At 63.9% G+C, this 20482-nt stretch carries 19 protein-coding genes; 13 read left to right on the forward strand and 6 right to left on the reverse strand.

Annotated elements, in window-relative coordinates; genetic code table 11:
• From NVV79_RS06115 to NVV79_RS06125, 3 genes are read left to right on the forward strand one after another with little or no spacing between them, the layout of a single operon-like run.
• Positions 1-600, forward strand: a complete 600-nt coding sequence (locus NVV79_RS06115; RefSeq protein WP_303987221.1) for a YdeI family protein — start codon at positions 1-3, stop codon at positions 598-600.
• Entirely contained in the window at positions 600-1139 is a 540-nt protein-coding gene (locus tag NVV79_RS06120; protein ID WP_303987223.1) for a DUF1697 domain-containing protein, read from the forward strand. Before NVV79_RS06115 ends, NVV79_RS06120 begins: the two co-directional genes overlap by 1 nt.
• Positions 1136-2029: a ribokinase gene (locus NVV79_RS06125; RefSeq protein WP_303987225.1), complete on the forward strand. Its 894-nt coding sequence runs from the start codon at positions 1136-1138 to the stop codon at positions 2027-2029. Before NVV79_RS06120 ends, NVV79_RS06125 begins: the two co-directional genes overlap by 4 nt.
• Here the strand turns inward: NVV79_RS06125 and NVV79_RS06130 are convergent.
• Positions 2026-2910: a LysR family transcriptional regulator gene (locus NVV79_RS06130; RefSeq protein ID WP_303987227.1), complete on the reverse strand. Its 885-nt coding sequence runs from the start codon at positions 2908-2910 to the stop codon at positions 2026-2028. The two genes, NVV79_RS06125 and NVV79_RS06130, sit on opposite strands and share 4 nt — an antisense overlap.
• 105 nt (positions 2911-3015) lie before the next feature.
• Between NVV79_RS06130 and NVV79_RS06135 the strand changes: the two genes are divergently transcribed.
• The 3 genes from NVV79_RS06135 (at position 3016) to dnaA (ending at position 6522) form a co-directional block, all read left to right on the forward strand.
• Positions 3016-3645, forward strand: coding sequence for an NADPH-dependent F420 reductase (locus NVV79_RS06135; RefSeq protein ID WP_303987229.1), 630 nt, complete (start codon positions 3016-3018; stop codon positions 3643-3645).
• A 251-nt stretch (positions 3646-3896) separates the two neighbouring features.
• Positions 3897-4163, forward strand: a complete 267-nt coding sequence (gene rpsT, locus NVV79_RS06140) for a 30S ribosomal protein S20 (protein WP_056255689.1) — start codon at positions 3897-3899, stop codon at positions 4161-4163.
• Between the two features lie 904 nt (positions 4164-5067).
• On the forward strand, positions 5068-6522 hold the full coding sequence (dnaA, locus tag NVV79_RS06145) for a chromosomal replication initiator protein DnaA (protein WP_303987233.1): 1455 nt from the start codon (positions 5068-5070) through the stop codon (positions 6520-6522).
• A gap of 70 nt (positions 6523-6592) precedes the next feature.
• Here the strand turns inward: dnaA and NVV79_RS06150 are convergent, their stop codons facing one another.
• On the reverse strand, positions 6593-7279 hold the full coding sequence (locus NVV79_RS06150) for an ABC transporter substrate-binding protein (protein WP_303988335.1): 687 nt from the start codon (positions 7277-7279) through the stop codon (positions 6593-6595).
• Between the two features lie 14 nt (positions 7280-7293).
• On the opposite strand from NVV79_RS06150, the gene NVV79_RS06155 reads away from it, so the two are divergent.
• The 4 genes from NVV79_RS06155 (at position 7294) to gyrB (ending at position 12519) form a co-directional block, all read left to right on the forward strand.
• A complete protein-coding gene (locus NVV79_RS06155; protein ID WP_303987235.1) occupies positions 7294-7521 on the forward strand; it encodes a hypothetical protein in 228 nt (75 codons plus the stop codon).
• 227 nt (positions 7522-7748) lie between these two features.
• Positions 7749-8870, forward strand: a complete 1122-nt coding sequence (gene dnaN, locus NVV79_RS06160) for a DNA polymerase III subunit beta (RefSeq protein WP_303987238.1) — start codon at positions 7749-7751, stop codon at positions 8868-8870.
• 5 nt (positions 8871-8875) lie between these two features.
• Positions 8876-9988 (forward strand): DNA replication/repair protein RecF, encoded by a 1113-nt coding sequence (recF, locus tag NVV79_RS06165; protein WP_303987240.1) that lies wholly within the window; start codon positions 8876-8878, stop codon positions 9986-9988.
• Positions 9989-10092: 104 nt separating this feature from the next.
• The gene (gyrB, locus tag NVV79_RS06170) at positions 10093-12519 is read left to right on the forward strand and encodes a DNA topoisomerase (ATP-hydrolyzing) subunit B (protein WP_303987241.1); all 2427 of its coding nucleotides are present in this window, start codon (positions 10093-10095) and stop codon (positions 12517-12519) included.
• A gap of 48 nt (positions 12520-12567) precedes the next feature.
• On the opposite strand, the gene NVV79_RS06175 is transcribed toward gyrB, so the two are convergent.
• A complete protein-coding gene (locus NVV79_RS06175) occupies positions 12568-12771 on the reverse strand; it encodes a CsbD family protein (RefSeq protein WP_303987243.1) in 204 nt (67 codons plus the stop codon).
• A 190-nt stretch (positions 12772-12961) separates the two neighbouring features.
• Here NVV79_RS06175 and NVV79_RS06180 point away from each other — a divergent pair, with 190 nt between their 5' ends.
• Positions 12962-13984, forward strand: a complete 1023-nt coding sequence (locus tag NVV79_RS06180) for an LLM class flavin-dependent oxidoreductase (RefSeq protein WP_303987245.1) — start codon at positions 12962-12964, stop codon at positions 13982-13984.
• 4 nt (positions 13985-13988) lie between these two features.
• Here NVV79_RS06180 and NVV79_RS06185 read toward each other — a convergent pair whose 3' ends face one another.
• Positions 13989-14522, reverse strand: coding sequence for a hypothetical protein (locus NVV79_RS06185; RefSeq protein ID WP_303987248.1), 534 nt, complete (start codon positions 14520-14522; stop codon positions 13989-13991).
• 283 nt (positions 14523-14805) lie between these two features.
• Between NVV79_RS06185 and NVV79_RS06190 the strand changes: the two genes are divergently transcribed.
• The gene (locus NVV79_RS06190) at positions 14806-17478 is read left to right on the forward strand and encodes a PBP1A family penicillin-binding protein (RefSeq protein WP_303987250.1); all 2673 of its coding nucleotides are present in this window, start codon (positions 14806-14808) and stop codon (positions 17476-17478) included.
• A 35-nt stretch (positions 17479-17513) separates the two neighbouring features.
• Here NVV79_RS06190 and NVV79_RS06195 read toward each other — a convergent pair whose 3' ends face one another.
• Positions 17514-18251, reverse strand: coding sequence for a M48 family metallopeptidase (locus NVV79_RS06195; protein WP_303987252.1), 738 nt, complete (start codon positions 18249-18251; stop codon positions 17514-17516).
• Positions 18252-18444: 193 nt separating this feature from the next.
• Positions 18445-18930, reverse strand: coding sequence for a DUF2852 domain-containing protein (locus NVV79_RS06200; RefSeq protein WP_303987254.1), 486 nt, complete (start codon positions 18928-18930; stop codon positions 18445-18447).
• 144 nt (positions 18931-19074) lie between these two features.
• Here NVV79_RS06200 and NVV79_RS06205 point away from each other — a divergent pair, with 144 nt between their 5' ends.
• Positions 19075-20394 carry an ActS/PrrB/RegB family redox-sensitive histidine kinase gene (locus NVV79_RS06205; protein ID WP_303987256.1) on the forward strand — a complete coding sequence of 440 codons (1320 nt, stop codon included), beginning with the start codon at positions 19075-19077 and terminating at the stop codon, positions 20392-20394.
• Positions 20395-20482 lie beyond the last annotated feature (88 nt).

Here is a 20482-nt window from a genome sequence, read left to right on the forward strand (position 1 = left end):
ATGGCACCGGTCATCGTCGATCCGGCAAAAGTCCGGGAATTCACCGATAAGAACGCCTTCTACGACTGGCTGGCGGAGAACCATGACAGCCAGGACGAGGTCTGGATCCGCATCTTCAAGAAGGGCAGTGGCAAGCCAACCATAACCCCGGTCGAGGCTATCGATGTCGTCCTGTGCTGGGGCTGGATCGATGCCATCAAAAAAAGCTGGGACGAAGAATCCTTCGTACAGCGCTACACTCATCGCAAGCCGAAGAGCCTGTGGAGCCAGATCAACAAGGACAATGTCGCCCGCCTCGTCGAGGAAGGCCGCATGACCCAGCATGGCCTTAGGCATGTCGAGCTCGCCAAGGCCGATGGCCGTTGGGACGCGGCCTATCGCACCACGATGGAAGCGCCCGAGGACCTGCTGGCCGCCATCAAGGCGAATCCGGCGGCACAGTCCACCTATGCCACACTCAGCGCGCAAAACCGTTTTGCGCTGACTTTCCGCACCATCAGCCTCAAGACGCCGGCCAGCCGGGCAAAGAAGATTGCCGGTTTCGTCGAGATGCTGGCGCGGGGTGAAACCATCTACCCGCAGGGCAAGGGGAAGACGTGATGGCTGTCTGGCTCGCCTTCCTGCGCGGCATCAACCTGGGCAAGCGCCAGGTCAAGATGGCCGAGTTGCGCACCTGCCTCGAAGCGGCCGGCTTTGCCGCGGTCAAGACCGTGGTGGCCAGCGGCAATGTGCGTTTCGAGGCCGAAGGCACAGCCGAGGCCATCAAGGAAAAGCTGGAAAAGACCATCGAAGCGCAATTCGGTTTCGGGGTCGGAGTGGTGCTGCGCTCCGAGGCCGAGCTCAAAGCGATGCTGACGGCCCACCCATTCGACAGCCTTGATCCCAAGGCGGACTTTACCCGCCATGTGCTGATGTTCGACAAGCCCCTGCCTGAAAACCTCACCATCGAGGATCGGCCAGGCCATACCGAAATCCTGCGCATCGATGCCCGCGATATCTACATTGCCGGGTACCGCCAGCCCAACGGGCGCTATACGGAGGGCATCGAGGAGGTGCTCAAGCCCCTCTATGCCCAGCTCGACAAGGGTGTGCTCGACACGATGCGCAACTGGAACACTATCGAAAAGATGCTCGCATGATCACCGTCTTCGGCTCGACCAATCTCGACCAGATCGGCACTGTCAGCCGCCTGCCCCAGCCGGGCGAAACCGTGGCCGGCGGCACCTTCTCCATGGCAGCCGGCGGCAAGGGTGCCAACCAGGCGCTGGCGGCCCGCCGCGCCGGTGCAGAGGTGCGCCATGTCTCGGGTGTCGGTAACGACGCCTTTGCCGATATGGCTCTCGCTTTGCTCAAGGCCGACGGGGTCGACCTTTCGGCCATGAAGGTGGTGGACGGCGCCACCGGCATTGCCATGATCTTCGTCGATGCCGACGGCGAGAATGTCATCGCCATCCTGCCCGGCGCCAATGGCAAGATGACCGCGGAGGACGCCGATGCGGCTATCGAGGGCGTCAGCGGCGGCGTCATGCTGCTGCAGCAGGAAATTCCCCAGGCGGCCACGGAGCGGGCGCTGGACCTGGCCAAGGCACAGGGCATTACCGCCATTCTCAATACCGCACCCTTCCTCGACAGCACGGCCGCTATCGCCCCCAAGGCCGCTATCTTCATCGCTAACGAAACCGAATTCGCCCTGCTGTCCGGCCGGGGGATCGATGAACTCGACGCCGCCATGGCGGATTGGGCCGCAAAGCACCACCAGACCGTCATCGTCACCCTGGGCGGCGATGGCGCCCGGGCCGTTACGGCCGAAGGCAAGCGCATCGCCGTGCCCGCCCTGCCGGTCAAGCCGGTCGATACGGTAGGCGCCGGCGACACATTCTGCGGCTATCTCGCCGCCGGGCTCGATGCCGGTCTCGACCTCGAAGCGGCCATGCGCCGTGCCGCTGTCGCAGCCAGCCTTGCCTGCCTCAAACCCGGCGCCCAGCCGGCCATCCCAACCAAGGACGAGGTGGCGGCACACCTGGGTTAGTGGCCCCGAAAGCCCTCGGCCAACTCGGCGATGAAGGCGCTGACCCGCCGCGGCACGAAATGCCGAGACGGGTGCAACGCGTGGATAGGCATGGTCGGCAATTGCCAATCGACGAGCAACGGCACCAGCCGGCCTTCGGCAATGTCGTCCTCCACCAGGTCGCGCGGCAGATAGACCACGCCTGCCCCGTCGATGGCCAGCATGCGCTGAGCCTCGTCATTGTCGATCTCGAAGCCCCCCGCCACTTCTACGGTCAGTGTCTCCCCCGCAGGGTCGATGAAGCTCCAGCGGTTGCGCGGCACGATATTGAGGTTGAGCACGCAGCGGCAGCGCGCCAGATCGGTTGGATGCTGTACCGCGCCATGCCGCGCGAGGAATTCCGGCGCTGCACAGCAGACGAAGCGATAGGTGCCGATGCGCCGCGCTACGAGGCTCGAACTGGGCAGGTCACCGATGCGCACCGCCATGTCATAGCCCTCGGACACCAGGTCCACCCGCCGATTGGCGAGGCTCATCTCGAAGATCACGCCGGGATGGGCGGCGGTAAAGCGCGCGATGATGGGCGGCAGCCGCCTGATACCCAGTGTCGTGGGCGCGCTCAGCCGCAGCCGCCCGGTCAGTGCGCCGCCCTCGCCCCAATCGCCCAAAGCCTCCGTGGCCTCGATCACCGCTTCGGCGCGCAGGAGGAAAGCCTGCCCCGCCTCGGTGAGCCGCTGGCTGCGCGTGGTGCGCTCGATCAGGGTCGCACCATAGCGCTGCTCCAGGGTCTGGATGCGCCGGCCCACCATGGCGGGCGACAGGTTGAGCTGGCGCGCCGCGCGGGCAAAGCTGCCAATGCGGGCAGCGGAGATGAAGGTGCGCAATTCGTCGAGTTCGGCCATTCGATACTTTTACGCAATTGTGTTTGCACCAGACAAGCAATTCCCTTTGCAATCGGCAAGCCGCATCTTGAGGTCATCGCAACCGCACATCACGGGAGACTTCCAATGACCACAATCGCAATCCTGGGCCTCGGCAATATGGGCAAGGCGCTGGCCAAGCGCCTCGCCGGCAAGACCGATCTCGTGCTGGCCTCGCGCGACAGCGCCGCCGCCACCGCCTTCGCCGCCACCCTGCCGGCCGGCGTCACCGTGCTCGACCAGGCCGGCGCCATCGCCAAGGCCAACATTGTCGTATTGGCTCTGCCCTTCGACACCGCACTCGAAACCGCCGCCAATCCGGCGCTGGCGGGCAAGGTCGTGATCGACATTTCCAATCCGGTAAAGGCTGATTTCTCGGGCCTCGCCATCGGCCACACCACGTCGGCCGCCGAACAGGTGCAGGCCGCTGCCCCCGCTGCCAAGGTCGTCAAGGCGTTCAACACCATCTTTGCCGGCCTGTTCGATCTGCCTGCCGCCCAGACTTCCGATGTGCCGGTCTTCGTCGCCGGCAATGATGAGGCCGCCGTCGCCGCGGTATCGGATATCGCCACCCTGGCCGGCTTCGCCGTCGAAAAGACCGGTGGCATCGACGCTGCCCGCCTGCTGGAGCCGCTCGGCATGCTCAATATCCGCTTCGGCTATGGCCTCGGCCGCGGCACGGGCATTGCCCCGCGCTGGACCAAACTGGCGGCTTAGGCCCAACCGCGATATCGCCGACCCGCCGATCCCAACGAGGGTTCGGCGGGCTCGGGCGCACTCGGTGAGCGACAGAGGCTTGCCGCGCAGACAGACCGTGCTCCATCCCTGAATCCAGTTGACGCTTCCCCGCCTTTCCCCTATAGACCGCGCAACTTGGCGGCAGTCGAAAGCCGCCGATTTCATTTCATCCCGGACGACTGCAGCGCGAATTGCGTGCAAGCGGCCGGTTGGACGCCAAGAGGACCGTTATGGCCAATACGCCGTCAGCCAAGAAGGCTACCCGCAAGATCGAAGCCCGCACCGCGGTCAACAAGTCGCGTCGTTCGCGCGTGCGCACCTTCATCCGCAAGGTCGAGGAAGCCATCGTGGCCGGCGATCACAAGGTCGCCATGGAAGCCCTCAAGGCTGCCGAGCCGGAAATCAACCGCGCTGCGACCAAGGGCATCGTCCATGCCAATCTGGCCGCCCGCAAGGTCAGCCGCCTCAACAATCGCGTCAAGGCGCTCAGCGTCTAATTCATTCCGCCGCGGCGCCTTTCCAGCGCAGCCACGGCAGGTGAAACAGGGCTCCCCAGGGAGCCCTTTTCTTTGTATGGTAGCCGCGCAAGGTTTTTCCGAATTGACGCTTTTGTGTCGCCGGTGTGACGGCTGGATGACTGGGTGACCCGGATATGCCTGCTACGTGTTTCTCAAGCGTTTTCAGGACCTTGGTGCTGGACGACCACTTCTGCGGAATGGGGTAGCGCGGCAAAATCCGGGCGAGACGGGAATAAATTTTTTGTCACCCGACCGGAGCTAAGGTTTGGAATCTGCCTTGAGTCACAGACCCTTGGTTTGAGGGACTTTGCCGGGGGCGGGACAGCAAAAATGACATCCTCAGAGTCAAGCCCCCATTTTGCAGATTCCACGGTTGCAGCCCCAAAATCGTCCCTCTAAAGTAATCTCGTCAGCTCCGGAAAGGACACCATGAATGAGTGTCGCGCGGAGGTGGCAGGGTCATTTTTGGGGCGTTGGTTTTCAATTTCTCGGCAGTGATGCCATAGACGTTTCATACCGGTAGGGGTTGTATTGGCAGCGGGTCTTGCGGCCGGTTCGATCAAGGCCGGAGGGTTTCAGTAAAGCCTTCGGCCATATGGCCGGGTTCATGACAAGGTTGAGTTTGAAGCCGGTGGTTTGTCCACCGAGCGAAAAGAATGCGCCCGCTTGAATCGGGCGTGATGGCGAAGCTGTGGCCAAAGGACAGAAAGTCCGCACACGGCAACAACAGGGCAGACTAGCCATCCGAGCTTTGCGGGCCGGGTGGATCGAACAGAAAATGGGGCACTTTACGATGATGCGACAGGTAACCGCCGGAAGGGACGATTGGACCGGCGCCAATCCCTCTTCCTCCCTCCCGAACACGAAAGGCGAAAAACCTGTCATGACCACGTCCGATAGCTCCGAAGGTCAGCGCGAACTCTGGAACCGGGTGCGCGCCCGTCTCAAGGCCGGTGTGGGTGAGGATGTCTTTACCTCGTGGTTCGCCCGGCTCGAGCTGGAGGAAATGCTCGAGGATGTGGTGCATCTGTCGGCGCCGACGCGCTTCCTCTGCTCCTGGGTGCAATCCAATTATGCCGACCGCATTCTCGAGGCCTTCCGGCTGGATACCGAAGAAGTTTCCCGCATCCAGATAACGTTGCGCGTCAACGGCCAGGCCCGCCCCCGCCTCGCCCAGCCCGCTACCGAACCCGCTTCGCCCAGCCAGACCGTGGCGCCCACAGTGGCTGTCGCTCCGACGCCGGTGAGCCAACCGCGGCTGGTGCGCGACAATTCCGCCGCCAAGGGCGATGCCCTGGCCGGCAGCGCCATCGATCCGCGCATGACCTTTGACAGTTTCGTCGGCGGTTCGGCCAATGAAATGGCCCTCGGCGTCGCCCGGCAGATCGCCCAGGCCGTCACCAACAACACAGTGAGCTTCAACCCGGTCTACATTCATTCCACAGTCGGTCTCGGCAAGTCGCACCTGCTCAATGCCATTGCCCATCAGGTGCAGCAGGCCGATCCGACCAAGAACATCGTCTACCTCACCGCCGACCACTTCATGTACCATTTCATTGCCGCCGTGCAGCGCCAGTCGGCGCTCGGCTTCAAGGACTGGCTGCGCCGGGTCGACCTGCTGCTGATCGACGACATGCAGTTCCTGCAGGGCAAGTCGGCCACCGAATTCGGCCATACGCTGGGTACGCTCCTCACCGGTGCCAAGCAGGTGGTGGTGGCCGGCGATGCGCCGCCGCGCGATCTCGAAATGCTCGACGAGCGCATCCGCTCGCGTCTCAGCGGCGGCCTTGTCGTGCCGATCTCGGGGTTCGATCTCGATCTGCGCAAGGCTATTGTGCAGCGCCGCGCCGAACAGTCGGCGACCCGCTATGGCATGCATTTCCCCGCCCCGGTCATCGACTATATTGCCCGCGCCGTGGTGAGCCATGGCCGTGACCTCGACGGCGCCGTCAACCGGCTGGTGGCAGCCAACCAGCTGACCGGCGAATTGATCACTGTGCCGCTGGCGGAGAAAACGCTGGGTGACCTGATCCGGTCACGCGAAGCGCGCCGCGTACGCATCGAGGACATCCTCAAGATCGTCAGCCGTCATTACAAGGTGCCGCGCAACGAACTGCTGTCGGCCCGCCGTTCGCGCGATGTGGTGCGCCCGCGCCAGATCGCCATGTTCCTCGCCAAGGCGCTGACCTCGCGGTCGCTGCCGGAAATCGGCCGGCGCTTCGGCGGCCGCGACCACACCACGGTGCTCCATTCGGTTCGCAAGGTCGAACAGATGATCAAGGACGACGTGGAACTGGCGCAGGAAATCGAACTGCTGAAGCGCATGCTGGAGGAATAGGCCGGCGCCAGGCCGTTGCTGCCGAAATGAAAAGAGCCCACCGGCATTCCGGTGGGCTCTTCTGCTTGTCTCAGGCCAGCGTCTTGTAGACTTCGTCCCAGCCGCCGGCCAGGTAGAGGGCCGTGTAGAGCGAGCCGAAGGTCGAGTTCCCCTTGAGGACATGCGTATGCCCTGCAGCGACAGCCGGGAGGCGGTTCCATAGTGGATTATCGGCAAAGGCCTCGACTGCGCCGTTTTCGAAATCGAGGATCAGGAACCCTTCGACATCATCCAGCAGGTCGCCCACCTGCTCGATGCCGACTTCTCCCGATTCGCTCAGGATATCGGCCGGCACGGCAAGCCCGCCGATTTCGGCCAGCACCTGGCCCGGCATGACCTGACCGTAGGATGTACCCAGCGTGCGCACATGCACCGCATTCTTGCTGGCGTCGAGCTGCACCGCCGCGACCTTCCTGCCGGCAATGGCCGCCGCATGGCGCACCCTGATATCGGCGATCAGGCCATTGTACTGGCCAATCGTCTCCGCACCCACCACCGGCAGATCCAGCCAGGCAGCCAGGTTGGCCAGATTGTCCTGCCACGTCGCCAGGTAGTCGGTCGGCAGGATCGGGGCAACGGACTTGAGCTTGTTGAGAGGCCACCATTCCGAGTCGGGATCGGTCGTCGGGCAGATGATGAGATCCGGCTCCAGCGCCAGGATTTCCTCGATATTGGGGGTGCGGCCAGCATCGGCACGCCGGGGTCGAGCGGCACCCAGGGTCGAACCGGGCTATGGCTATAGCCGATGACCTTGAGACCCAGCGCCACGGCCGGCTCAAGATTCGAGCGCAGATCGATGGCAATAACGCGCTGCGGGCTGACGGGTATGTCATAGGTGCCCAACGGCGTCGTTACGGTCCGCGTCGCCTGCTGGGCCTGCGCGCCGCCTGCCAGCGTCGCGCTCAGCAGGGCCGCACCTGTCAGGGTAAAGCTGCGGCGATTGAAATGCATGGTCATTGAAATGAACTCCGGTTGAACCGGGCGAGCATACCCGCTCCCGGCATCGTCCGGACGATACTTAACATGACAAATAAAATCCAGTTAAGCGAGGCCGCCGTCACCATTTCTCGTGGCAAACCGCCGCCTGCCCTTGCCTTTTGGTCACCGAATTGTAAATGTCCAACCCCCGGCCTGCCGGGGGTTTTGCTGCGCCATGTGCAGCCGCGTAGTGCCAGGGAAGTGCCCAAATGAAAGTCACGCTCGAACGCAATCATCTGCTCAAGTCGCTGGGCCATGTGCATCGGGTGGTGGAGCGGCGCAATACCTATCCGATCCTCGCCAATGTGCTGTTCAAGGCGGGCGACGACAAGGTGGAACTGCGCGCCACCGACCTCGATATCGAGGTCACCGAAAGCGTGCCGGCCATGGTCTCGACATCGGGCACCACCACCGTTCCGGCGCATACGCTCTACGAAATCGTGCGCAAGCTCAGTGATGGCGCCGAAGTGCGGTTGGAAACCGATGGTGGGGAGAACATGGTTCTCACCTCCGGCCGCTCGCGCTTCAACCTCGCCTGCCTTTCGCCCGACAGTTTCCCAGATCTCAAATCGGGCAGCTTCGGCCACGAATTTTCCATGCCGGCCTCGGCGCTGCGCGAGCTGATCGAGCGCACACAATTCGCCATCAGCAATGAAGAGACGCGCTACTATCTCAACGGCATCTATTTCCATACAGTCGATGTGAGCAATGTCGGTACCGTGCTGCGCGCCGTGGCCACCGACGGCCACCGCATGGCGCGCGCCGAAATCGAGGCTCCATCGGGCGCCCAGGGCATGCCGGGTATCATCGTGCCCAAGAAGACCGTGGGCGAAGTGCAGAAGCTGCTGGACGGCGCCGAAGGCGACGTGACGGTGGAAGTCTCCGACACCAAGATCCGCTTCACGCTGGGCTCGGTCGTGCTGCTCTCCAAGCTGATCGAAGGTACATTCCCCGACTATGATCGGGTGACGCCCAAGAACAACGACAAGCAGATGAATGTCGATCGCGCGAGTTTTGCCACCGCCGTCGACCGCGTCTCCACCATCGCTTCGGATCGCGGCGGCAAGGCCGTGAAGCTCCAGGCGCGCGAGGGGTTGCTGGAACTGTCGGTGACCAATCCGGACCACGGCACGGCGAGCGAGGAACTGGCGGTGGAATTCGACACCGACGGTTTCGAGATTGGCTTCAATGCGCGCTACCTGCTCGACATCATCGGCCAGATTCGCAGCGACAATGCAGTCTTCATGTTCAACGATGCGGGCTCGCCCACGCTGGTCAAGGACGATGGCGAAACGCGTGCGCTCTATGTGCTGATGCCGATGCGCGTCTGAGGCCCTTGACCCGCTACCTTTCCCGCCTGCGCCTCACCGCTTTCCGCAACTACACAGCCGCGGCGCTCGATCTCGATGCCCGCCATGTCGTGCTGACCGGGCCCAATGGGGCCGGCAAGACCAATCTGCTCGAAGCCATTTCGGTGCTTTCGCCTGGCCGGGGACTGCGCGGGGCGAGTTTCGAGACCTTGCAGGCGCATGGCTCGGACATCGGCTGGGCCGTAGCGGCGACGGTGGAGACCGATGACGGTCCGGCCGATATCGGCACCGGGGCTTCGCCCGATGGCGGACGGCGGGTCCGCATCAATGGCGCCAATGCCCGCTCCATCGAGGCGATGAGCGACTATCTGCGCGTGCTGTGGCTGACCCCGGCCATGGACGGTCTGTTTTCCGGCCCTGCGGGCGATCGACGCCGCTTTCTCGACCGGCTGGTAACGACGCTGATCCCCAGCCATTCGGCCTCGGTGGGCGACTACGAAAAGGCCATGCGGCAGCGCAACCGCCTGCTTGAGGACAATGGCGAAGGGGCCTGGCTCGATGCCATCGAAGCGCAGATGGCCGAACTGGGTGCCTCAATTCATCTGGCGCGGATGGACAGTCTCACCCATCTCCAGGCGCTGATCGAACAGAGCCTTGACGACGAGAGCTTTCCCGCCGCCCATCTGGCGCTGACGCCGCTGTTCGAGGATGAGGTGGAGCCGGCTTCGTCCGCGGCACTCGAAACCGCGCTGAGCGCCCGCTGGCGGGCCGCACGCGGGCTTGATCGCGCCGCGGGACGCACCATATGTGGACCACACAGAGTGGACCTCGAAGTAACCTATGCCCAGAAGGCCATGCCGGCCGCCTTGGGCTCGACAGGGGAACAGAAGGCGCTGCTTATCGGACTGATCCTGGCGCATGCCCGGCTGGTGAAGCTCAGGACATCAATCACGCCGTTCCTGCTGCTCGATGAAATCGCTGCCCATCTTGATCCCGACCGCCGCCGGGCGCTGTTTTCGGCGCTGGACGGGCTGGGTACGCAGTGCTTTTTGACCGGCACCGACCGGCTGCTGTTCGAGGCCCTGGGCGAGCGGGCGCAGATGGTGACTGTGCGTGATGGGCGGGTCTCGAAAGGGTAGCCTGCAATCCCCCGCAAACCGCCCCTCAAAAGCCCATTTTGCTTGGGGATATACCCCCATTCCGCTAGAACGAAACGAACAAGAAAACGACTGATTCGGACCCCATGACCGATAGCGAAAATCCCGTTCCCAACGATTACAGTGCCGACAGCATCAAGGTGCTCAAAGGGCTCGATGCGGTGCGCAAGCGCCCCGGCATGTATATCGGCGATACCGACGACGGATCGGGCCTGCACCACATGGTCTATGAAGTGGTGGACAATTCCATCGACGAGGCCCTGGCTGGTCATGCGGACCTGGTGACGGTAACGCTCAACGCCGATGGTTCGGTCACCGTCACTGATAACGGTCGCGGCATTCCCACCGGCATCCACAAGGAAGAAGGCGTCTCCGCTGCCGAGGTCATCATGACCCAGCTCCATGCCGGCGGGAAGTTCGACCAGAATTCCTACAAGGTTTCCGGTGGCCTCCATGGCGTGGGCGTTTCCGTCGTCAACGCGCTCTCGGTCTGGCTCAGGCTCAAGATCCGCAGTGGCGGCGAAATCCACGAGATGAGCTTCACCCATGGCGAGGCGGATGCACCGCTCAAGGTCACGGGGACCTATGAAGGCCGCAACGGCACCGAAGTCAGCTTCATGCCGTCGTCCGAAACCTTCACCATGGTCGAGTTCGACTTCAAGACGCTCGAACACCGCCTGCGCGAGCTGGCCTTCCTCAATTCGGGCGTGCACATCCTGCTGGCCGACCGCCGCCATCCCGAGCCGATCGAAATCGATCTCTTCTACGAAGGCGGGCTCGAAGCCTTCGTGCGCTATCTCGACAAGTCCAAGCAGTCGGTGCTCGAGAACCCGATCTATATGCGGGCCGAAAAAGACGGCATCACCGTCGAAGTGGCGCTGCAATGGAACGACAGCTACCACGAAAACGTGCTGTGCTTCACCAACAACATCCCGCAGCGCGATGGCGGCACGCATCTGGCAGGCCTGCGCGGCGCGCTGACGCGCCAGGTGACCGGCTATGCCGAAAGCTCGGGCATTTCCAAGAAGGAAAAGGTGACGCTGACCGGCGACGACACGCGCGAAGGGCTGACCTGCGTGCTCTCGGTCAAGGTGCCAGACCCGAAATTCTCCAGCCAGACCAAGGACAAGCTGGTCTCGTCCGAAGTGCGGCCGGTGGTCGAGAACATCGTCAACGACAAGCTCGGCCAGTGGTTCGAGGAACATCCCAACGAGGCAAGGACCATTGTCGGCAAGGTGGCCGAGGCCGCCGCCGCGCGCGAAGCCGCGCGCAAGGCGCGCGAACTGACCCGCCGCAAGGGGGCACTCGAAATCTCCTCTCTGCCCGGCAAGCTTGCCGACTGCCAGGAACGCGATCCGGCCAAGTCGGAAATCTTCATCGTCGAGGGCGACTCGGCCGGTGGCTCGGCCAAGCAGGGGCGCGACCGTTCCAACCAGGCGGTACTGCCGCTACGTGGCAAGATCCTGAACGTCGAGCGTGCGCGCTTCGATCGCATGATTTCGTCCGACCAGGTCGGCACGCTGATCACCGCGCTGGGCACCGGCATCGGCCGCGAGGAATTCAACGCCGACAAGCTGCGCTACCACAAAATCATCATCATGACCGACGCCGACGTGGACGGCGCCCATATCCGCACGCTGCTGCTGACCTTCTTCTACCGGCAGACCCCGGAGTTGATCGAGCGCGGCCATATCTACATCGCCCAGCCGCCACTTTACAAAGCCATGCGCGGCAAGTCCGAGCAGTATCTCAAGGACGAAGATGCGCTCAACGACTACCTGATCGAAGCCGGGCTCGACGACGCGGTTCTTACCACGCGCGACGGCCACCAGCATGCCGGCCCGGACCTGCAGGGCATCGTGCAACAGGCGCGCAGCATTGTCAGCGCCATCGACAATCTCAACACGCGTTACAACCGGAGTCTGGTCGAACAGGCCGCCATCGTCGGCGGGCTCGATCCCGAGGGCCTCAACGACCCCAACCGCATCAGCGGGACCATGGAGCGCATCGCCAACCGGCTCGACCGCATTTCCGATGAGCTGGAGCGCGGCTGGTCGGGCACGATCACCGACGAAGAGGGCCTGGCCTTCTCGCGCACCGTGCGCGGCGTCACCGAGACGCACCAGCTCGACAAGCCGCTGCTGCAGAGCGCCGATGCGCGCAAGCTGCGCCAGCTGGCCGAGCGACTCGACGAGATTTATGGTGGCGTGCCTGTTCTCACCCGCAAGGGCGAGACCATGCCGATCCATGGCCCATCATCCCTGTTCAAGGCAGTGACCGATGCCGGCCGCAAGGGCGTGTCCCTGCAGCGCTACAAGGGTCTGGGCGAAATGAACGCCTCCCAGCTCTGGGAGACCACGCTCGACCCCAATGCCCGCACCCTGCTCAAGGTCGAGATCGACCAGACCGGCGAAGCCGATTCCATCTTCACAGCGCTGATGGGCGATCTGGTCGAACCGCGCCGCGACTTCATCCAGGACAATGCGCTGAGCGTGAGCAACCTGGACGTTTAGAACGAAAAGCCCGGCGGGGATCGCCGGGCTTTTGCCTTGCAGGGAAGTCTACCAGCGCTGACGGCCATACCAGTCGTCGATTTCGCGCCGGACCTCGTCCTTGGCTTTGCCGTAGCGCTCCTGAATCTTGCCTTCGAGCTGTTCGCGGTTGCCATTGATCTGGGCGATGTCGTCATCGGTGAGCTTGCCCCATTGCTCCTTCACCTTGCCCGACACCTGCTTCCAGCTGCCTTCAATCCGGTTCCAGTCCATTGTAAATCTCCTTACCAGTATGTGGAGGTCCAACGGTTCGGGAGCGTGCCGCGTTCCACTCGATAGCGCAATCTTGGATCAATGTTCACCTGCCTGAACAATACGTTGCACAGAACCGGCTTGGTTCGGCGACGAAGTCGGCTTAGCTAGGCCTGGTTATCCCGGCATTGTCACCGCGCGAGGCTTTCCTATGAAAAAGATCGGCTTTCTCTCCTTCGGGCATTGGTCGCCCTCGCCGCAGTCCCAGACGCGGTCGGGCAGCGATGCACTGCTGCAATCCATCGATCTGGCCGTGGCGGCCGAGGAACTGGGGGCCGATGGCGCCTATTTCCGGGTGCACCACTTTGCCCGGCAACTGGCCTCGCCCTTCCCGCTGTTGGCGGCCATCGGCGCCAAAACCAGCAAGATCGAGATCGGCACTGCGGTCATCGACATGCGCTACGAAAACCCGCTCTATATGGCCGAAGATGCCGGCGCCGCCGACCTGATATCAGGCGGGCGGCTGCAACTGGGCATCAGCCGCGGCTCGCCCGAACAGGTGATCGATGGGTGGCGCTATTTCGGCTATGCCCCGGCCGAGGGCCAGAGTGATGCCGACATGGCGCGTAGCCAGACCGAAGTGCTGCTCGAAGTGCTCAAGGGCCACGGCTTCGCCCAGCCCAATCCGCAACCCATGTTTCCCAACCCACCGGGCATGCTGCGGCTCGAACCGCATTCGCCCGGACTGCGCGAGCGCATCTGGTGGGGTGCCGCGACCGACGCCACTGCGATCTGGGCGGCAAAGCTGGGCATGCACCTGCAAAGCTCGACGCTGAAATTCGACGAAAGCGGCAAGCCCTTCCACATCCAGCAGGCCGAGCAGATCCGCGCGTATCGGGCTGCCTGGAAGGAAGCCGGTCACAGCCACGAACCCCGCGTTTCGGTCAGTCGCTCGATCTTCGCCCTGGTCAATGACATGGACCGCGCCTATTTCGGCGGCGGCGGGCGCGAAGAGGACAGTTTCGGTTATATCGAGCCGGAAAAGCGGGCCGTCTTCGGCCGCGGCTATGCTGCCGAGCCGGAGCAGCTCATCAAGGAACTGGCGGCGGACGAAGCCATTGCCGAGGCCGATACGCTGCTGCTGACGGTGCCGAACCAGTTGGGCGTGGACTATAACGCCCATGTGATCGAGAGCATCGTCAAGCTGGTGGCGCCGGAACTGGGCTGGCGCTGAGGGGCTACCGCGACGGCAGACTGAACCCTGACCCCGTGCAGCCACTCGCCCGCCAATAGGCATGGACCGGGGTAAAGCGCCCTTTCGCGACCTGCTCGATACGGGCCGCGAAAGCCATGGCCTGGCATTCGTCAGGCCCGGCGACGACATGCACCATTTCGTGAAGCACAGTCAGTTCCCGCAGCGCGTCGGCACCTTCAGAGAAGAATTGCGGGCAGAGCACGAGCCGCACCGCGCCGTTTTCAGGCGGGATGCGAACGAAAGCAGCGAAACGCGTGCAGGAGCCGGTGCGCGTCTCGCGAATGGCCAGATCGACCGTGACTGTGCCGCCCCAATGCGTCGATGCGAAACGCTGCAGCGACAGCGCGTCGCGATAAGCCGCAACATCGACGCCGGCTTCGTCGGCCGCGAGGCGGGGCAATGCGGTCTCGAAAGTGGCAATGGCATTGTCGAGCGCCCGGTCGAGCAAGGCCTGTTCCTGCGCGACAGCCGGGCTGGCAAGAAGGGCGAGAAGGAGCGCGGCGAGGCGAGACAGCATGGCGGGCTTTCGTCTGGACAGTGGCGCACATAGCCGGTTCGCCTGATACCGGCAATGCTGTGACGGCTTCGCAACATCGCCGGCAAACTCGCAAAACCCCACATAAACCGGCCACAATTGCGCCGGAGAAGGATTTGCGTGATCGCGTGGGCAGCGCCTCGGCAGGGATGCCGCGCCTATGAGACGGTCAGATTCAGCCTAGGCCAGGTGCCAACCTCCTGTTTCCCAATGGACGCAAACAGGGGTAGAAGCAGGCAAAAGGCATCATTTCAGGGTCCGCTTGATGGATTTTCGCATTTCCGCCGATGACCGCGTTGGCAACCAGAAGGCCGCCACGGGTGCAAGACCCCAGGCCAAGGCGCGCGGTGGCAAGGGAAGCGACAGCCGGGTTGAGCCCACGCTGGGTCAATCCATGGCTTTTTCCGTCGCCGATGAACGGCCCCGCAATGCCGGTGGCTCGGGCGGCGGCAAGCCCCCCAAGCCACCCAGGCGCGGCAAGGCCCAGCCTGCCGCGAAAAAGAAGCGTTCGCGCAGCGGCGGCTTTCTCATGGGCCTGCTCTGGTGGGGGTTCGTCGCCTGCCTCTGGGGCAGCATCGCCGTTATCGGCGTCATCGTCTATTACGGCGCCCAGCTCCCCTCGTCCAATACATGGGCCATCCCCGAGCGGCCGCCCAATATCCGCATTCTGGCCGCCGACGGCAGCCTGATCTCCAATCGCGGCCAGACCGGTGGCGAAGCGGTGACCTATCGCGAGCTGCCCTATTATGTGCCGGCAGCCATCATCGCCAGCGAAGACCGTCGCTATATGAGCCATTTCGGTGTCGATCCGCTTGGCCTCATCTCGGTGGCGATCGAAATGGTGCAGGCGCGCGGCGTGACCCGCGGCGCTTCGACCATCACCCAGCAGGTGGCCAAGAACCTGTTCCTCACCCCCGACCAGACCTTGGGCCGCAAGGTGCAGGAAGCCATTCTGGCCGTGTGGCTGGAGCAGAATTTCACCAAGGAAGAAATCCTCGAACTCTATATGAACCGCGTCTATTTCGGCGCCGGAGCAACGGGTATCGAGGCGGCCGCGCAGACCTATTTCGGCGTTTCGGCACGCAACCTGTCGCTGGGTCAGGCCGCCATGCTGGCCGGCATCCTGCCGGCACCGTCGGCCTATAATCCGAAATCCAACCCCGAACGGGCCATCGAGCGCCAGCGCCTGTCGCTCGCCGCCATGGCGCGCGACGGCTACATCACCCAGGAAGAGGCCCAGGCTGCCCAGATCGACCCCGACCAGACCGTGCGCACGCGCATTGCTGGCTCGGAATCCTATGTCGCCGATTGGGTCGAAAGCCTCATGACCGCTTATATCGGCGAGATCGAAAGCGATGTGGTGGTACAGACCACGATCGACTGGAAGATGCAGAAGGACGCCGAGTTCATCGTCCGGGAACTGGTGGCCTCCGAGGGCCCCAAGCGCGGCTTCAGCCAGGGCGCGCTGGTGGCCATGGATGTCGACGGCACGGTGCGCGCCATGGTGGGCGGTGTCGACTACCAGGCCAGCCAGTATAACCGCGCGGTCACCGCCAAGCGGCAGCCCGGCTCGACCTTCAAGCCCTTCGTCTATATGGCGGCCATGGAAAAGGGCTACACGCCCGACACTTTGGCCGAGGATGCCCAGTTCGACTATAATGGCTGGAGCCCGCGCAATGCCTCGGGCAAATATGCCGGCACGGTGACGCTGCGGCAGGGCCTGGCCTATTCGCTCAACACGGTCGCGGCGCGTCTGGCCATCAACGTGACCCCGCAGGCGGTGGTCGACGTCGCCACCCGCATGGGCATTTCCTCGCCGCTGACCCCCGTGCCATCGATCGCACTGGGAACGCAGGAAGTGAACCTGCTCGAACTGACCAGCGCCTATGCACCCTTCGCCAATGGCGGCATGGGGGTGATCCCCAATGTCATTACCTCGATCCAGTCCAAGAATGGCGATGTGCTCTACCAGGCCTCCGATGCCGGCCCCGGCCGGGTCGTCGCTCCCAATATCCTGGCCGAGATGAACGACATGCTGGAAACCGCCGTCGAGGTGGGAACCGGCCGCAGCGCCAATGTGGGCGGCTGGGAATTTGCCGGCAAGACGGGCACCAGCCAGAATGCCCGCGACGCACTGTTTGTCGGCTATACCTCGGCCATGGTGACCGGCGTTTGGCTGGGCAATGACAACGACACCAAGACCACCCTGTCGGGCGGCAATGTGCCGGCAGCGATCTGGTCGCAATTCATGACCAAGGCCCATGCCGGCAAGACCATCGCCGCGATTCCGGGCGGCAGCTATGCGGGCCAGTTGGTGGTGCAGCCGGTCTATGACCCGGCCACCGGCCAGGTGGCCATCGACCCGGCAACGGGCCAGGCCATGACGCAATATGTCGATGCGAGCACCGGCCAGCCGGTGCAGACGGCAACCGATCCGGCCACGGGCCAGCTCATGCGGCTCGACCCGGCGACGGGACAATATGTGCCGGCAAGCGCTGCTCAGGCTGCCAACCAGCCGATCCAGACCGGCCAGATGGTCGACCCGACCACCGGCATGCCGGTTGGTACTCAGATCGACCCCGCTACCGGGATGCCCGTGGGCGGCACTGGCGGCGGCATGCTGGTGGATGCCAATGGGACCCAGATCGATCCGACGACCGGCATGCCGGTCGGGCAGGTGGTCGGCCAGGCCATCGATCCGGTAACCGGCTATCCGCTGCAGCAGCAGAGCAATGGCGTCGGCCAGGCGCCTATCGATCCCAATACCGGCCTGCCCATGGTACTGGTGGTCGATCCGGCCACAGGCCAGCAGGTCTGGGTGCCCAGCGCCCCGGCCCAGATGCAGCCGCCGGCCGGTGTCGGCCAGCAGCCGGTCTATCAGGAACCGCAGCGCCAGCGCACGCTGATGGATCTGATCTTCGGCGGCGGCGAGAACTAGAACCTTTCGCGCCCGGGGCAGCCCCGGGCGCCTATCTATGCCCCATGCGCCATCAACTGCCGTCCATGCGCCTTGAGCCAGGCGCGGCCGCGCTCCATGTCGGGCAGGGTCCGCTTGACCGTGGCCCAGAAGACGGCGGAATGGTTCATTTCGACCAGGTGCGCGACTTCGTGGGCCGCGACATAGTCGAGCACGAAGGGCGGGGCCAGCACCAGCCGCCAGTTGTAGTTGATGTTGCCCGATGACGAGCACGAGCCCCAGCGGCTCGACTGGCTGCGCATCCTGACGCTCTTGACCGTCACGCCCAGCCGCGCGGCGTGAATGGCAGTGCGCTCGGAAAGATCGGCCTGCGCCTCGTCCTTGAGCCAGTCGGTGAGCCGCCGCGCCTGATGCGCCGCTTCGCCCGGCACCAGCAGCACCGGCACGCCGTCGTCCTCGGCCACTTCCACGCGTCCGCGCAGCTTGCCTGTACCGATGATGCGATGATCGATGCCACGCAGCGGCACGATACCGCCATCGCCGAAGCTGGTGGCCTGGGGCGCACGCCTGATGCGGGCGGCCAGCCAGTTGTGATGGCGCAGCAGAAAGGCTTCGGCTTCGGCCCACTTGCCATGGGGCGGCAGCGTCAGCAGCGGTCCGCCGCTATGGGGAATGGATAGCCGATAGCTGCGTGCCCGCGCATTGACGCGCACGGTGACCACGACCGGCGCGCCATCGATCTCGATGACGGTGCTGGCAGGGATTTTCGGCTTGGCGCGGAAGAAGAGGTTCATCTGGGCTCGGAGAATCGTGGACGCATGATAGCGGGAAATGGGCACTTTGACTCCCATCCACCGTGTCATTCCGGCGCAGGCCGGGATGACACGGTGGATGGGGAAGATGGGCAAACAAAAAAGGCGCTCCTTGCGGAGCGCCAGTTCGATCGTCGGGAACGACCGACTTCAGGGGAGGGATGGTCTGGCTAGGTCAGTCGTTATTGCTGCCCCAGCCATTGTTGTTCTGGTCGCCATTGTCGGACCTGGGCTGGTCATAGCCCTGGCGCGAGCCGCGGCGTTCGTTCATGAAGCGATCGAACTCTTCGCGATCCTTGGCCTTGTTGAGGTTGGCCATGTATTCGTGGAAGGCTTCGATCTCGGCGTCGAGGCGGGCGCGCTCTTCGTCGAGGCGCTTGAGCTGTTCGGCGCGATAGTCGTCAAAGGCTGCATTGCCGCTCGAGCTCATGCCGTATCTCCGGTGGTTGTGCCAGCCGTGATGACGGTGGCGGTTGGGGGCGCACCAGTCGCGGCCCTTGTTCCAGTAGGCCTGGGCCTTCTCGGACGAGCCGCCGAACTTCTCACCCCACAGGATGTAGCCCAGCACGGCGAGGCCAAGCGGCCAGAAGATGATAAAGCCCAGAACCATGAGGGCGATGGTCAGCGGGGACCATTGAGGTTTGATGATTGCTGTGGTCATTTCGTTTCATTCTCCCAGTCACGATGCCCCTTACGTGGCCCGCCCGAGGACAGGATCAATGCTGTGCCCGCGATTTTTGGGTCTTGAAATGAAGTTTTTGCCTCACTATGGGGCGACCGGTTTATGCCCCGGAAAGGCCCGAAAATGACCATGACCCAGGCCGATGGCCTGCCCTTGCCTTCAACCTGGCGGCCTTTGCGCCTGCAAACCCTGATGCTGCTGCGTTGGCTGGCCGTGGGTGGGCAGACCATCGGCGTGCTCTTCGTGGCCTTCGGACTCGGGTTTCCACTGCCGCTGCTGGAATGCTTCGTGCTGATCGGGCTCTCGGCGGCGGTCAATCTGTGGCTGGTGCTGAAACTGGGCGTATCGCATCGGCCCAGCTCGCTTTCGGCCGCCAGCCAGGTCGCCTTCGACCTCTGCCAGCTCGGGGGCCTGCTGGCGCTGACCGGCGGGCTGCACAATCCGTTCTCGCTGCTGCTGCTGGCGCCGGTTTCGGTTTCGGCGACGACGCTGCCACAGCGGGCGACGTTCCTCATCGCGCTGCTGGCGGCTGTCATCGCCTCGATCCTGTCGGTCTGGCACCTGCCGCTACCCTGGGCGCCGGGCGAGCGCATCGTCTTCAACCGCATCTATGTCATCGGCATCTGGGTCTCCATCGTCTGCGGCGTGGTGTTCATCTCCGCCTATACCAACCGCGTGGCACATGACGCCCGCCAGATTGCCGACGCCCTGGCGGCGACCGAACTGGCCCTGTCGCGCAGGGAGCAGCTTTCGGCGCTCGATGGCATGGCTGCCGCCGCGGCGCATGAACTGGGCACGCCGCTGTCCACCATTGCCCTAGCCGCCAAGGAAATGCGGGCCGAGGCCGAGCCGGGGAGCGACCTGGCCGACGATGTGGAGCTGATCATCGAGCAGGCGGCGCGCTGCCGGGCGATCCTGGCCAAGCTGCGCAACCTGGGCAGCGATGGCGGCGACCCGTTTGCGGCCGTACCGCTGACCGACCTCCTGGCGGAAGTCGCGCGCCCGCATGAGGGGCGCGGCAAGGCAATCCTGTTCTATTCCGAACACGCGGCTGGCCCGGCGCCGGTGTTCCAGCGCAGCGTCGGCCTGCTCTATGGGCTGGGCAACCTCATCGAGAACGCCACCGACTTCGCCCGCAGCACCGTGCGGGTCGAGGCGGCCTGGGACCATGACGCGGTCTCGGTTTCCATCACCGATGACGGGCCGGGCTTCGCCCCTGAGCTGATTGCCCGGCTAGGGGAACCCTATCTCACCAGCCGGCCACGCGACCCTCAGGGACCGGACGCCAACAAGCCGGGCGGGCTGGGGCTGGGTGTTTTCATCGCCAAGACATTGCTGGAGCGCACCGGGGGCCGACTGGCCTTCGAGAATATCGCAGCCGAAGGCCATGCGCGGGTGCGCATTGTCTGGCCGCGGAGTGCGGTGGAGGGCACGCCGTCCTGATAGCGCCCCATCGCGCCACCTGCCCCTGTCAAGGTTGGGTGGGGGTATCCGCAGCGACATTTTGACCTTTTCGCATCAAAGCCCTAAA

The organism is Devosia ginsengisoli (assembly GCF_024707105.1).
Taxonomy (GTDB): domain Bacteria; phylum Pseudomonadota; class Alphaproteobacteria; order Rhizobiales; family Devosiaceae; genus Devosia; species Devosia ginsengisoli_A.

Bases quoted from the DNA above. Each gene is read 5' to 3' on its own strand.
- NVV79_RS06115 (WP_303987221.1), top strand. From the start codon at position 1: ATGGCACCGGTCATCGTCGATCCGGCAAAAGTCCGGGAATTCACCGAT.
- NVV79_RS06120 (WP_303987223.1), top strand. From the start codon at position 600: ATGGCTGTCTGGCTCGCCTTCCTGCGCGGCATCAACCTGGGCAAGCGC.
- NVV79_RS06125 (WP_303987225.1), top strand. From the start codon at position 1,136: ATGATCACCGTCTTCGGCTCGACCAATCTCGACCAGATCGGCACTGTC.
- NVV79_RS06130 (WP_303987227.1), bottom strand. From the start codon at position 2,910: ATGGCCGAACTCGACGAATTGCGCACCTTCATCTCCGCTGCCCGCATT.
- NVV79_RS06135 (WP_303987229.1), top strand. From the start codon at position 3,016: ATGACCACAATCGCAATCCTGGGCCTCGGCAATATGGGCAAGGCGCTG.
- rpsT (WP_056255689.1), top strand. From the start codon at position 3,897: ATGGCCAATACGCCGTCAGCCAAGAAGGCTACCCGCAAGATCGAAGCC.
- dnaA (WP_303987233.1), top strand. From the start codon at position 5,068: ATGACCACGTCCGATAGCTCCGAAGGTCAGCGCGAACTCTGGAACCGG.
- NVV79_RS06155 (WP_303987235.1), top strand. From the start codon at position 7,294: ATGGCTATAGCCGATGACCTTGAGACCCAGCGCCACGGCCGGCTCAAG.
- dnaN (WP_303987238.1), top strand. From the start codon at position 7,749: ATGAAAGTCACGCTCGAACGCAATCATCTGCTCAAGTCGCTGGGCCAT.
- gyrB (WP_303987241.1), top strand. From the start codon at position 10,093: ATGACCGATAGCGAAAATCCCGTTCCCAACGATTACAGTGCCGACAGC.
- NVV79_RS06175 (WP_303987243.1), bottom strand. From the start codon at position 12,771: ATGGACTGGAACCGGATTGAAGGCAGCTGGAAGCAGGTGTCGGGCAAG.
- NVV79_RS06180 (WP_303987245.1), top strand. From the start codon at position 12,962: ATGAAAAAGATCGGCTTTCTCTCCTTCGGGCATTGGTCGCCCTCGCCG.
- NVV79_RS06185 (WP_303987248.1), bottom strand. From the start codon at position 14,522: ATGCTGTCTCGCCTCGCCGCGCTCCTTCTCGCCCTTCTTGCCAGCCCG.
- NVV79_RS06190 (WP_303987250.1), top strand. From the start codon at position 14,806: ATGGATTTTCGCATTTCCGCCGATGACCGCGTTGGCAACCAGAAGGCC.
- NVV79_RS06195 (WP_303987252.1), bottom strand. From the start codon at position 18,251: ATGAACCTCTTCTTCCGCGCCAAGCCGAAAATCCCTGCCAGCACCGTC.
- NVV79_RS06200 (WP_303987254.1), bottom strand. From the start codon at position 18,930: ATGACCACAGCAATCATCAAACCTCAATGGTCCCCGCTGACCATCGCC.
- NVV79_RS06205 (WP_303987256.1), top strand. From the start codon at position 19,075: ATGACCATGACCCAGGCCGATGGCCTGCCCTTGCCTTCAACCTGGCGG.